This is a genomic window from Brevibacillus schisleri (assembly GCF_055685845.1).
The window spans coordinates 3,435,488-3,450,850 of record NZ_JBVNDM010000001.1; the positions used below are offsets into that span (position 1 = coordinate 3,435,488).

The 15,363-nt window shown below is 49.2% G+C and carries 1 protein-coding gene; it reads right to left on the reverse strand.

Annotated elements, in window-relative coordinates; all coding sequences use genetic code 11:
* Positions 1–41 precede the first annotated feature (41 nt).
* Entirely contained in the window at positions 42–15,299 is a 15,258-nt protein-coding gene (lgrD, locus tag ACUUHJ_RS16355) for a linear gramicidin non-ribosomal peptide synthetase LgrD (protein ID WP_472299372.1), read from the reverse strand.
* Between the last annotated feature and the right edge of the window lie 64 nt (positions 15,300–15,363).

Here is a 15,363-nt window from a genome sequence, read left to right on the forward strand (position 1 = left end):
CCGCCACCATGATAATGAGGTGACGGATGGGCATTATTTTTTTATTGCAGGGCTTGCTCCGGTAATTTTAGTTGGCCGCTTCTGATAAAGTAATCAAGGACTTTACCGAAAACTTCCTCGTCAATTTCCGGGCAATCAATGTCGTTTTGACGCAGTAAACGTGTCGTTTTATTGCCTATATAGACTACACTTCCTCTGCTTGTGTGGCCGTCTGTGAACAGATTGCCGAGCGGAGCGGCTGAGTTGGCCTCATTGCCTTTTTCTTTGGTATCCTCTTGCACCGCCTCAATCCACTCATCCATGGTGACTCGTTCCAATACAAATCCTCTGTCTTCAATCGCCGAAATCAGGTCTTCGTAATCGGTTGAGTTCGGGTTGAGCAAGTGGAAGTTTTCGCTCAAGCTCTGCTCGGTCATGGAGAGATGAACGATTCCCTTACTTGCAAAGTCAACTGGCATCATGTCCAGATCGCCGTTCATGTCAGGAGCTTTGCCCAAATCTATTATCCCGGCTGCAATTCTCCACATCAGATCGTCCTTCTGGCATGCTCCTGTTTCGCTGTCCCCAGTCATCCGTCCGCAACGGTATATCGCCGCTGGAATGCCGCGTTCGCGAGCGAGATTGACGAGATGCTCGGCTACCCACTTGCTCTGTGTATAACCGGAAGTGAGGACGCGACTGTTCTCTGGCATGTCCTCTTCGCGGAAGGCCATGGATTCTTCTGTTTCTTCGGATGCAAACGTGAAAATCGTGGAGACGAAATGCACAGGCTTGGTCTTTTTGGCCACAGCGAGGCGAAGGATTTCCTCCGTCCCAAGTACGTTTGCTTTCTTCAAGGCTGCGTACGGATAGACAAAGTTAACGAGAGCACCGTTGTGGTAGAGCACATCCACTTTTTCAGCTAGCTCGGAGAACTGATCTTCGGACAGATTCAGTCGTGGCTTTGCCAAATCACCGATGACAGGGATGATCCGATGCGCCTGCTCCTCATTCCATAACTCGTATAGCTCTAATGTTTGGCGTAGTCGTGCCATTCCTTCCTCTTCGTCAGAAGCTCGAACGAGGCAGTAAATGTCAGCGTCTGTCATCTGTAGCAGGTCACGCAACAAGAATGCACCAAGGAAACCAGTGGCTCCTGTCAATAAGGCCGCTTGGAACTGACTTGGATCACCCTCGTACGGATGTTCAGCCTGAATCGTAGGATCGAGTACGACTTCATCCTTGAGATCCTTTGCATCGATGTCATGGGAAACAGCAGAAAGACCGTGTTTGAGAATTTCCTCGATGGTCTTGGCCATACCCGCAATGGTCGGGGTCTCAAACAGGATTCGCAGCGGTACCTCAAGCTGTAGCTCTTCGCGAACCTTGAAGATAAGCTGGGTAGCGAGCAATGAGTGACCACCAATCTCGAAGAAGTTGTCGTGTACTCCGATTTTGTCCATTTCGAGTACGGAAGCCCAGTGCGTATGCAACATAATCTCGACTGGCGTTTGCGGCGCTTGGTATTCAACACCTGATTCCGAGCGATCGTATTCCGGCTTCGGTAGCGCTTTGCGATCCAGTTTACCGTTTGGCGTCTTCGGTAAGCTTTCCATGATCATAAAGTGTTGCGGGATCATATAGGCTGGAAGCTTGTCAGTCAGGAAGTGGTTCAGGTCATGAGACGAACTTGTGTGATTCTCTTCGAACACGATGTACGCTACTAGACGTTTGTCCCCTTCTCTGTCTTCACGAGCGACTAGCACGACTTCCTTGACTTCAGGGTGGTGTCTCAGAACAGATTCGATTTCGCCCAACTCGATACGATAGCCGCGGATTTTGACCTGGTAATCAACACGTCCCATAAACTGAAGATTCCCATCTGGCAAATAGCGTACGAGATCTCCCGTCCGGTACATTCTCTCCCCTGGCCCACGGAACGGATTCTGGACAAACCGTTCCATGGTCAGATCGGGGCGGTGGAGATAGCCACGTGCTAAGCCCGATCCACTGAGGTACAATTCTCCCGGTACCCCTACTGGAACTGGTTTGCGATGACTATCTAATACAAAAACTTGCGTATTGAACTGCGGTCGTCCGATCAGTGGTTCGCTGACGGCTCCTTTTTTCACGATGGAGTGTGTAGAGTAAACGGTATCCTCTGTCGGTCCGTAGAGGTTAAAGACTTTTTCTACGTTTTCAAAGGCATACAATTCCTGTGCCAGCTTGTTAGAAAGTGGCTCACCGCATAGGTTCATGACGCGCACCGACGCTGGAATCCCATTCATACGCACCAGCTCCATCGCTGCTGATGGTACGGTGTTGATCAGTGTCACCTGGTCGGCTGCTGGCAAGGATGGCAATTGTAATGCATTTTCCGCCATGATAACTTTGCCACCCATGGTCAGTGTTGCGAACATTTCGTAGACAGACAAGTCAAAGCAGATTGACGTGGAGAACAGTACGCCACTCATCTCCTCTGGTGTGAACGTGTCATGTGCCCACGATAGGAAGTAGCTGACACTGCGATGCTCGAGCGCTACTCCTTTTGGATTGCCTGTAGAACCGGACGTGTAGATGACATAGATCAAATTGTCGGAATTTCCAAGCTTGGTCGGGTTCTCCTCGCTTTCGTCGGCAACTGCTTTCCAATCATTGTCCAGGCAGATCACTTTGGCGTTGTGCTCAGGCAGAGTTGGCACCAGTTTTTCTTGTGTTAATAAGACTGGAACTTGTGAGTGTTCGATGATGTAGGCAATGCGATCCGCCGGGTAGCTTGGGTCGATTGGCACATAGGCCCCGCCAGCTTTCATAATGGCCAAAAGTCCAATCATCATCTCGGTTGTCCGCTGTGCGCAGACACCGACGAGTACTTCCGGTCCTACTCCTTGCTTGCGTAAATAATGAGCCAGCTTGTTCGCTTGTCTGTTCAATTCCCCGTAGGTAGTCGTTTGATCTCCTACGATGAGAGCAATGTTGTCCGGGGCTTTCGCCACCATGTCCTCGATCATTTCATAAACGCATTTTTCTTTCGGGTATGGCGCTTCCGTACGATTCCATTCCGTAATGAGTCGTTGTTCCTCTTCCTCACGCATGAGCGGTAGCAAGATAATTGACTGATCCGGGTTGGCAATGATTTCTTCCAGTAGCTTGTGGAAATGATCAACCATTCGAACGATCGTACTGTGATCAAACAGCGCCTTGTTGTACTCCAAGGTAGCGATGAGACCGGCTGATGTCTCCACCATGGTCACCGTCAAATCGAACTTCGAGGTGACGGCCTCCGCACCCACATCAAAGCTGCTTATCTGAATATCATCAACAGGATCTACCTGCATCGGGATGTTTTGCAGAATAAACATCACCTGGAAGAGTGGCGAGTAGCTCATGCTACGCTCCAGCTGCAGCTCATCTAACAATTTTTCAAATGGAACGTCTTGGTTTGCATATGCCCCTAGAGCTGTTTCACGAACGCGTGCAAGCAATTCGCGGAAGCTTGGTTGACCTGACATATCCGTGCGTAAAACAAGTGTATTGATGAAATAACCGATCAATTGCTCCGTTTCCTGTTTGTTACGTCCCGCAATCGGTGTTCCGACGAGAATATCTTCTTGATTCGTATAGCGGTACAACAGCGTTTGGAAGGCTGCAACCAATGTCATGAAGAGTGTCGTCGTTTCTTTTCCACTCAGATTACGCAATTCTTCCAAGAGGTCGGCTCCAAACTGAACGGAGAGCTTTTCTCCTTCGTATGTCTGTACAGGTGGACGCGGTCGATCTGTTGGCAGTTGCAGTAATGGTTCGCTGCCCTTGAGTTTTTCTCTCCAATACTCGAGCTGTCCATCAAGCACCTCTCCACTTAACCATTCACGCTGCCAGACGGCAAAATCTGCATATTGGATCGGCAATTCCGTAAATGGTGATGCCTCTCCTTGACTAAATGCTTTGTAATTGGTCATTAATTCGCTCAACAAAATTCCCATCGACCAACCGTCTGCTGCAATATGATGCATCACGAACAGGAACACAAAGTCTTTTTCGTCGAGCTGAACCAGATTGGCACGGAGCAACGGACCTTTGGTCAGGTCAAATGGCTCGAGTGTAACCTCTTCAGCTAGGCGTTTGACTTCTGCTTCTCGTTTCGCTGGATCCAAACCACGCAGATCGGTTTGGTTCATTACCCAGTCGTCCTCAGGGTGAATCACTTGAACAGGACGTCCGTCACGAACCTCAAAGCGAGTACGCAAGCTCTCGTGACGCTGTATGATAGCTTTCAAGCTTTCTTCCCAAGCCAATAGGCTGAGGTCTCCCTGAATCCGTAGGAAGGATGGAATATTGTTGACTGAGCTTCCTTGCGTGAACTGCTCCAGGAACCACAAACGCTGCTGGGTAAATGACAATGGGAGCGGTTCTTTGCGAGATACTTTTACAATTGGTGGAGCCATCTTGATGGATGTTTGCTTGGTGAGCATAACCAGCTGTTCACTAAGCCCTTCGACTGTTGGGTACTCAAACAACGTACGAATTTGCAACTCTACCCCAAAGATTTCCCGCAGGCGAGAAACGGTCTGCGTTGCGAGCAGGGAGTGTCCGCCTAACTCGAAAAAGTTGTCGTGTACGCCCACTTTCTCGATGGAAAGGATTTCAGCAAAGACGTTAGCGACCATTTCTTCTACTGGGGTACGTGGCGCAACATATACGGCTGTTAGCTGGCCCCAGTCTGGCGTAGGTAATGCTTTGCGGTCAATTTTTCCGTTGACCGTAAGGCGAATTTCCGGAAGCCACATGAAATGCGACGGGATCATGTACTCGGGAAGCTTCTCTTTGAGCCAGAGCTTGATTTCGTCTATGGATGTCTCTTGCTCCAAAGCATGGGTCAGATAGGCTACCAATCGTTTGTCACCAGGTCGAGCTTCTCGCGCGATAACGACTACTTCTTTGATTCCTGCATGTTGTCTCAATGCCTCTGCAATTTCGCCTAACTCGATACGGAACCCACGGATTTTTACCTGATCATCGACACGACCGATGTAGTCCACGTTGCCATCTGGCAGGTAGCGAACAAGGTCGCCTGTTCGATAGAGGCGTTCTCCCGGATTACCGAATGGATTCGGAATAAAACGCTCTGCTGTAAGCTCTGGACGATTCCAATATCCACGCGATAGACTCTCGCCACCAATGTACAGCTCTCCCGGAACACCGATAGGAACTGGCTGTAGATTTCGATCTAACACGTACAGCTTGGTATTCGGGAATGGACGACCAATCGTTGGGGCATGGTCAGCATCCGTTAATCGAGCAATGACCGTACCAACTGTTGCTTCTGTCGGTCCGTAGCAGTTATAAAATTTTCGTCCTTTTGCATAGTGGGCAACCAGTTCGCGGCTGCATGCGTCTCCGCCGACCTCAAGGCAAACCAGATCCGGGTACTCTTCAACAGGTAGTGAAGCGAGTACCGAAGATGCCATTGATACCTTGGTGATGCGGCGTTCACGAAGAGTGCGAACGAGGTCTGGTCCCGGTACTAGCGACTCACGATCTTCGATGACTAACGTTCCCCCAGAGAGCAGGGCCTGTAAAATCTCGGAAATGGAAACGTCGAAACCAAATGACGTAAATTGCAGGACACGGCTGGATTCGTTTATTTCGAAGTAGTTCATGTAAGCCTGCACCATATTCATCACACTGCGATGTTCAACAGCTACCCCTTTTGGCAACCCAGTGGTACCGGATGTGTAGATGACATAGGCGAGATTGGTTGCTACGACACCGCTTTGTGCGTTTTCTACGGACATCTGCTCGTAGAACAGTTCTTCTTCATCCATGCAGATGACTTTCGCGTTCGTTTTTGTGAATGGCTCGGCAAGTCTCACTTGTGTCAGCACGACAGCTGCTTGTGAATCTTCCAGCATGAAGGCCATTCTTTCTTCGGGATGAGCTGGATCAACCGGCACATAGGCTGCTCCCGCTTTTAATACACCAAGAATGCCAATGATCATTTCCATGGAGCGCTCCACGCAGATCGCAACTGTCGTATCAGGCTGCACGCCTTGAGCGAGAAGCAGGTGCGCCAACTGGTTCGCTCTTTGGTTCAGCTCCGCATAAGTCATGGCTTGTTGTTTAAACTCAAGGGCCACATTTTCAGGAGTTTTCGCGACTTGTTGTTCAAATGCCTGATGGATGCAAAGTTCGCGTGGATACTCCTTCTCCGTGCGATTCCAATCGATGAGTACCTGCTCGCGCTCGACATCGTCTATCAATGTCACGTCACCCAGATGCATCTCTGGAGACTTGCTCATCGTGACCATGAGTTCGGTGATTTGGTTCAAAACCCGATCGATCATCGCGTCATCAAAACGGTTTTGTTCATACTTGAGTTTGATGGCCACTTGCTTGCCTGGTGCTGCAACCAAGGTAAGTGGATAATTTGTTTGTTCGACAGCTGCTACGTCGTGTATTTCCAAAGAAACACTGGACGAAGTTGAACTGGACTCTTCTGTTTCTTGCCCTGTTGCTTGTACAGCCGGATAATTCTCAAATACGAGTATCGATTCAAACAGGGCAGATCCACGCGGCAGTTCGCTCCATCCCTGAATGTCGAACAGCGGAGTGTATTCATATTGGCGTATTTCTAACTGTCTATGCTGCAAATCTCTCAGCCACTCTAGCACCGTCGCGTTCGGCTGCAAGGATATCCGGACAGGTAAGGTATTAATGAAGGAGCCTACGATTGTCTCAACATGGGAGAGGTCTGCCGGACGACCTGAACCTGTCGCACCAAAAATGACTTCCTCTTCCCCGCTGTAGCTTCCCAAAATCCAGCCCCACGCCGCTTGTACCACGGTATTGAGTGTTAACTGGTGATCGCGTACGAATTTTTGCAAGTGCTCGCTTGTCTCTTCTGACAGGAGGACGCTCTTCTCTTCGTATTGCTTCGGACCCGCGGTGACTACTGCTTTGCTCATTCCCAAGCTGGTTGGCTCGTGGAAGCCTTTTAGTTGGTCTACCCAGAAGCGCTTGGCTTCCTGCATATCCTGACGTTTCAACCAAGCAATGTACTGGGAAAACGGCTGAGGATGTCCAAGCTTAACTTCTTGGCCTTCGCTGATCGCGGCATAATAGGCAAACAGTTCATTCAGTACCAAAGGAACGCTCCAACCATCAAGAAGAACGTGATGGAAGCTCCAAACGAAACGATATCTTTCTTCTCCTGTTCGGAAGACAACCCATCGTGACAAGGGTACATGTGTAATATCGAAGCTTCGTCTACGGTCTTCCTCCAGAAAAGCAGTAAACATCTCATCCTGTACATCCGAATGCAGATGGCGCCAATCTTCCTGACGAAGAGATACCTTAACCTCTTTGCGGACAATTTGGTGCGCTTGATTCAAACCTTCCCAAACGAAGTGAGTTCTTAGAATGGAATGGCGGTCCATCACTTTTTGCCATGCTTGTTCGAACACCGGCACATTCAGGTTTTTGAAATCAATCGCAAATTGTACGACGTAATCCCCGCTGTCGCTTGCATACAGGGAGTGGAACAGCATCCCCTGTTGGAGCGGAGAAAGTGTATAGATATCCTCGATATGTCGGTCAGAACCGATATGTTTGTCGATGCTCTTCTGATCCAATTCAGCCAGAGGAAAATCGGATGGGGAGTAACCGCCAGCTTCCTCTGTCGCACAATGGGCAATAATCTCACGAAGCGCATCCATGAAGTCCCTCGCGACTGCTGTAATCGTGCTCTCTAGATGAATGTTCTCACTGTATCGCCAAGTCACATGTAGTTGTTCCCCTGCAACGACAGCATTTACGTCGATCAGGTGGTGTCTTCTAGCGTCTTGGCTCAGGTTGGAACCGCTGGACTCAGGTGCCCCGCCAAATAAGGATTCGCCATCGACAATTTGATCGATTTTGCCCATGTAGTTGAACAGCACTTGTGATTGGATGCGGGATATTTCATCGACAGTATTCTGATCCGCATGGAGGTAACGAAGAACGCCATAACCAAGCCCTTTGTTTGGGATCGCACGTAGTTCTTCTTTGGTCGTCAAAAGTGCTTTTCCGACGGAGAATGTTTCGTCCCATTGAAGGTGCACCGGATACATGCTGGTGAACCAGCCGATGGTACGGGACAGATCGATTCTCTCTGACAATTCTTCACGGCCATGCCCTTCTACGTTTACGAAGACAGATCGATTACCCGTCCATCGAGTAAGTGACTTCGCCAAAGCGGTTAGCAGGACGTCATTGATCTGGGTGCGGTATGCCTGCGGGACGTTTTGCAGTAGTGCTTTGGTTTCTTCGTTGGTCAATGTAGCGCTGACGGACTTTGTCGTTGCTTCTGTATTTTCACCAGCTTCTGCCACGTCCACAGGTAGTTGTGCTGAATCGACAGAGGTTTTGGTCATCCAGTATCTTTTTTCGTTTTCCAAAGCATCTGAATTCGCGTAGCGCTCCAGTTCTTCCGCCCATTCTTTATAGGATGTCGTTTTCGCTGGTAGTTTCACCTCTTGCCCTGCGGCAATTTGTTGATAGGCGTTTTGCAAGTCCTCGAGAATGATGCGCCACGATACTCCGTCTATGACTAAGTGATGGGCGACGATCAAAAGACGATTGGGTTTGTTTTGACCCAAATCGAAATAAACGGACTGAACCACATGCCCTTCAAACAAATTCAGACTTGCCTGCGTCTCATCGGCAATCTTTTCGATGGCCTTGAATTGTTCATCTGGTGTAAGGTGGGACAGATTTTCGATCCGGAATGGAATCGTATTTCTTGGCGCATCCATCTCTTGCTTCCAGCCGAGCTCTGTCTGTGTATAGCGCATGCGTAAAGCATCGTGTTGATCGAGCAAGTGTCCTACCGCCTGTTTCAGTGCCCCCTGATCAATGCCTGCCTGAATGGAGAGCAGCACGGATTGATTCCAGTGATGTCTGTTCTTCAACGGAAGCTGGAAGAACCACTTCTGAATCGGCAAGAGCGGCAATTCGCCGATAATCGGACCTTGTTCAGCAAGGATCGCTTCTTTTTCCTCTACGACTTCTGCTAATTCAGCGATGGTTTGGTACTCGAATAATTGCTTCGGAGTGAGCCTTAGACCTGATTGATTGGCACGTGACACAATCTGGATACTGAGAATCGAATCACCGCCAAGCTCGAAGAAATTATCGTGTATGCCAATTTGGTCAATACCGAGAACTTCTTTCCATATCGCGGCAAGGTGTTGCTCCTTTTCCGTTGTTGGTGAGACGAATTTCCCTTCCAACTCAGGACGATTGAAATCAGGTGCAGGTAAATTTTTACGATCTACCTTTCCGTTTGGTGTGAGCGGCAGATATGCTAACGGAATGAAAAACGCAGGAATCATGTAATCAGGCAGTACTTCCTTTAGCTCTTTGCGGATGTCGCTTGTGGCAGCCTCCGTGCCCTCTTCCAAAACCAAGTAAGAGGCAAGGCGCTTCGTTCCTTGATGATCCGTGCAGACAGTAACCACTGCTTCTTTTACCGCAGGGTGAGCGAGAATGGCTGTTTCTACTTCGCCTAGCTCGACGCGGAATCCCCGAATGCTTGTCTGATCATCTGCACGACCAATGAACTCAATGCTGCCGTCCTCCAGGTAGCGCACCAAATCCCCTGTACGGTAGAGACGTGCCCCTTCTATCTCACTAAAAGGATGAGCGACAAAGCGCTCTTGTGTCAGTTCGGGACGGTTCAGGTAGCCGCGTGCCAAGGAACTTCCACCAATGTATAGCTCACCAGTGACTCCTACAGGTACAGGCTGCATCCGCGCATCGAGAATATAGACTTGCACATTGTCAATCGGACGACCGATGGATGGTGCAAAGCTTTGTCCTGCCCCTACCGGAACGATACCTGCTGTTGCAACAACTGCATTTTCGGTTGGACCGTATTGGTTCACCAGGGTAAACGGCAGATTCGCACTTGGATAGTGATGGAGCTTGTCTCCTCCTGTCAGCATATAACGAAGCTTAGTATGGCTTGGCCAATTCAGAGCCAGCAAGCTCTCTGTTAAAGGCGTCGGCAAAAAGCTGATCGTGATCTCAGAATGGATGAGCCAATCACGTAGTTTTTCCGGTATGAGGCGGATATCCTCTTCTGGCAAATAAAGTGTGGCTCCTTTTGTTAAATACGGCCAAATTTCCCAAACAGATGCGTCAAATGCCGTCCCGGAGATCTGCGAGGCTCGATCTGAGGACGTGACATGATATACGCGTTGATGCCAAGAAATTAAATTGAGAAGCGCGGCGTGCTCAATCTCAACCCCTTTTGGCGTACCCGTCGAACCAGATGTGTAGATGACGTAAGCAAGCTGGTTCGTCGTAGTCAAGTTCATTGGAGTCGTCGTACTTTCTTGGGCGATCGACTCCCAGTCTGTGTCCAGGCAAATCAATTGACTCGTACCCGCTGGGAGCTTTTCTGCCAGTCTGGCTTGGGTAAGTACAATCGACATACCTGCATCCTGCATCATGAAGGCGAGACGATCCTTTGGATACGCTGGGTCCATTGGTACGTAGGCACCACCAGCTTTCATGATAGCCAGTTGTCCAATCAGCATCTCGATAGAACGCTCAACGCAGATCCCTACCAAATTTTCCTGACCGATTCCCTGTTTTTGCAGAAAATGCGCCAGTTGATTCGCTTTGGCATTCAATTCCGCATAGGTAATGGATTGGTCGTGTGTGAGAACAGCCTGTTGGTTGGGCATTTCATGAGCGATCTGTTCCACCAGTTCATGCACACAACGATCCTTGGAGTAGGCAATTACAGTGTTGTTCCATTCCGTTACGACCTGATGCTGCTCCGTTTCTCCCATCAACTGTAGAGTGGTGATGGCTTGATTCGCGTTGGCGGCAACGGCTTTGAGCAGCTGGGTAAAATGTTCGATCATTCGTTCTACTGTATGCTGATTAAAGAGAGAGGTGTTGTACTCGAATGTTGCGGACAAACCCTCTGTCGTCTCTGCCATCGTCAAGGTGAGATCAAACTTGGTTGTCTCTACCTGTTGATCCCCTTTTGGTGGCAAAATGCGAATTCCGTCAAGTGCTTCTACCTGAACCGGAATATTTTGCAGAACAAACATCACTTGGAACAATGGCGAGTAACTGAGACTGCGCTCTAATTGCAGCTCGTCTACGAGCTTTTCAAAGGGTAGATCTTGATGGGAATAGGCTCCCAAGGCTGTTTCCCGCACACGGCTAAGTACCTCTCTGAAGCTAGGGTCTCCTGACAAATCTGTTCGTATCGCCAATGTGTTGATGAAAAATCCAATTAATGCTTCTGTCTCCTGGTGACTGCGTCCTGCTACAGGAGTACCGACGAGGATATCGTCCTGTCCTGTATATCGATACAAAAATACTTGGAAAGCGGCGAGCAACGTCATAAACAACGTCGTACCTTCGCGTTTGCTCAAAGAAAGCAGATTCGTCATCAATTCTTTGTCATACATCAGTGTGATACTGCTTCCTTCATAGGACTGAACAGCAGGACGGGGACGATCTGTTGGCAAGGCGAGAAGCGGTTCTGCTCCACCCAGCTTTGCACGCCAGTAGGACAGTTGCTTTTCCAATACATCTCCTGTAAGCCATTCACGCTGCCATGCCGCATAATCTGCGTATTGTATAGGCAGGTCGGTAAGTTGCGGAACTTCTGATTTGCTAAATGCCTGATAGCAGGTAAATAATTCGCTCAGTAAAACACCCGCTGACCAACCATCGGCGATGATATGGTGCACGTTTAGAAGGAAGATGAAATCCTGCTCGCCTGTTTGAATAATCGTCGCACGCATGAGCGGGCCTGTGACGAGGTCAAACGGCTTGTTCGCGTCTTCTTTGGTCAAGCGTTGTCCTTCTTCGTCTCGTCTATCATCTGGCAGCTCTCGTATATCCATTCTGCTCAGTTTCCAATCCATCTCTGGATGAATGACCGCAACGGCTTCCCCGTTGATGTCGGAGAACGTTGTACGCAAGCTCTCGTGACGGCAGATAATCATTTGCAAACTTTGTTCGAGCGCTTCTATGTTTAGCTCTCCTTGCAAGCGAACGGCAGTTGGGATGTTATAGAGCGAACTGTTTGGCATCAATCGGTCAAAGAACCATAAGCGCTGCTGTGCAAACGAAAGCGGCAAATGTCGATCACGTGAAACGGGTACGAGCGGAATGCTTGCGAGTCCAGATTTGTCCTCGTTCATGGATACAATCAATTCGCTGAGTCGGTTGACTGTCGAATATTCAAATAAAGCACGGAGCGGTAAATCTACGCTAAACGCTTCTTTTAAGCGGGAGATGGTTTGCGTTGCTAAAAGAGAATGGCCTCCAAGCTCAAAGAAATCGTCGTAGCTGCCGATTCGTTCTACCGAGAGAACCTGCGACCAGATGTTGGCTACCAACTCTTCTGTAGGAGTACGGGGGGCAACGTAAGTACGCTGCGTGGAAAGTTGTCCCCAATCTGGTGCTGGTAGTGCTCGTCTGTCTACTTTTCCATTAACCGTGAGCGGAATCGTCTCTAGCCATACAAAGCCTGCTGGTATCATGTATTCAGGCAAGGATTCTTTCAGGAAAAGAACGAGTTCCTCCGCGGTTGGCATGTCGCCCGTTGCTACCAGATAGGCGGCCAAGCGTTTGCCTCCCGCTTTTTCTTCACGGACGATGACCACAGCTTCATGGACGGCAGGATGCTGTCTGAGCGAATTTTCAATTTCACCCAATTCAATGCGGAAACCGCGAATTTTGACTTGATCATCCATACGTCCAAGGAATTCGAGGTTGCCGTCTTCCAGATAGCGAACCAGGTCGCCCGTCCGATAGAGTAGCTCCCCTTCTTTTCCGAACGGATGAGTGATAAAGCGCTCCTCTGTTTGTTCTGGACGATTCCAGTAGCCGCGAGCCAAGCCTTTTCCCCCGATATACAGTTCACCTGGTACGCCGATAGGCACGGGCTGTCTATTTGCATCCAAAACGTACATCGTCGCGTTGGCAATGGGTCGACCGATAGGCGGATTGCTCATGCCAGCCTGGCAGCGCATCATTGTGGAGCAGACGGTTGCTTCCGTTGGACCGTAGCAGTTGAAGAACTGACGATTTGCTGCATAGCGTGCCACGAGCTCACGACTCGGAGCTTCTCCGCCTACAATTAAGGTTCGTAGATCAGGCAGGTCAGCTTCAGGCAGTGCTGCCAGTACCGAAGAAACCATGGATACGGTGGTAATGCGTTGTTCTTGCAATACTTGGATCAGTTCAGGGCCTGGCAAAAGAGACTCTCGATCCTCGATAACTAGCGTCGCACCAGCGAGTAAGGCCATTACAATCTCGGACACCGATACGTCGAAGCTAAACGAGGTAAATTGCAGCACACGACTCGTTGGCTGAATATCAAACGAATGGATCAAGGCGTGAGCCATGTTTATCACACTGTGGTGCTCTACCATTACCCCTTTAGGCTGTCCTGTTGAACCAGACGTATAGATGACGTAGGCAAGATTATGTTCTGTGACCTTGCAAGCAACGTTGGCGATAGGTTTATTTGTTAAAGGATGGCTGTCTATACAAATGACAGTCGCCTGTGTCGCTGGCAAGATGTCCATGAGAGACTGCTGGGTCAGGAGCACACTTGTTTGCGAATCCTCGATCATATAGGCGATGCGTTCTTGCGGGTAAGCCGGGTCAATCGGTACGTAGGCAGCTCCCGATTTTAAGACGCCGAGTATACCGATGATCATTTCAGGGGAACGATGCACGCAAATGCCGACGAGTGTATCCGGTTTTACCCCTTTACTCACGAGCTGATGGGCCAGTTGGTTTGCTCGCTCATTTAGTTCCTTGTAGGTGAGCTCTACATTTTTATAGGTAACGGCAATCGCATCTGGTGATTTCTCCACTTGTTGTTCAAACGCCTGATGAACGCACAGGCCGCTCGGATATTCCTCCGCCGTCTGGTTCCACTGAACGAGAACCTGTTCACGTTCGTTTTCGCTGATCATCGAAAGGTCAGCAATCCGTTGCTTAGCGTTTTTGGCGATAGAGATCAGAAGTGAATGAAGCTGATCCAGAACTCGCTCAATTGACGATTGCTCAAACTGACTTTCATCAAATTTGACTTTGATGTCGATTGTTTTGCCTGACGCCGCAACCAAGGTAAATGGATAATTGGTTTGCTCCTCGGAATGTACATCCACGATCGAAAGCTCACTCTCTCCACCGCCGCCGCTAGCATTACCGACAGGAGTGTTTTCAAAGACGAGAATACTCTCAAACAGAGATTGTCCACGCTGCAAGTCGCTCCAGCCCTGAATTTCCACGAGTGGGGTATATTCGTACTGGCGGAAGTCGGCTTGCTGTTGTTGCAGCGATTTGAGCCAATTGATTACGCTCTCCTCCGCTTTTACCTGCACACGGACAGGGAGTGTATTAATAAACAGACCAATCATTGTCTCGACCCCGGGCAAATCGGCAGGACGTCCGGATACAGTGGCACCGAAAATAATGTCGTCCTGCCCACTGTAGCGATTCAACAGAAGTGCCCAAGCGCCTTGCACAATCGTGTTGACTGTCAGGCGATGTTGACGAGCCAATGTCTGTAATGATTTGGAGATTTCCTCGGAAACAGTCAGATCTAGCTCCCGATAATTTTTCTGATCAAGGTACGGATTTTTATACGCTCGACCGAATGAAAGTGGTGTAGTTTCCGTAAAGCCTTGTAGATACGTGCGCCAAAACGCCTCCGCTTGCTTCAAGTCCTGCTTTTTCAGCCAGACGATGTAGTCACGGTAAGATTTAACCGGAGGAAACTGCACAGGCTGCCCTTTGCATAGCATATTGTACGCCGCAAACACTTCCCCGAAGACTAGCGGCATACTCCATCCGTCTATCAGCACGTGGTGCAATGTCCACGAAAAATGAAAGGTATTACTACTTAAATGGAATATATTTAATCTCATCAACGGCGCTTCTTCGATATTGAAACCACGTTTGCGATCATCTTTGGTAAAGGTATGAAGAAACGATTCTTGTTCGGAGGAGGAAAGATGAATAATGTCATGTTCCACCAGGGAAACCTTCAACTCTTTTAAGACAACCTGGACGTATTCTTTTACTTTACCGCCAATAAATCTGGTGCGAAAAATAGCGTGTCTGTCCACGAGGCATTGCCATGCCTGTTCGAATAACGGAATGTTCAAGGGACCTTGCAGCTTCAACCCCATCTGTACGATATAGGCTCCGGACTCTGGTTCCAACAAGCTGTGGAAAATGAGACCTTGCTGCAAAGGAGTAACGGGATAATACGTTTCAATGTTATTCATCTTCTCCTGCCCACTCCCATAAAAAATTTGCCATAGAGGCGCCGTGGTTGACGCCTCTATGCAG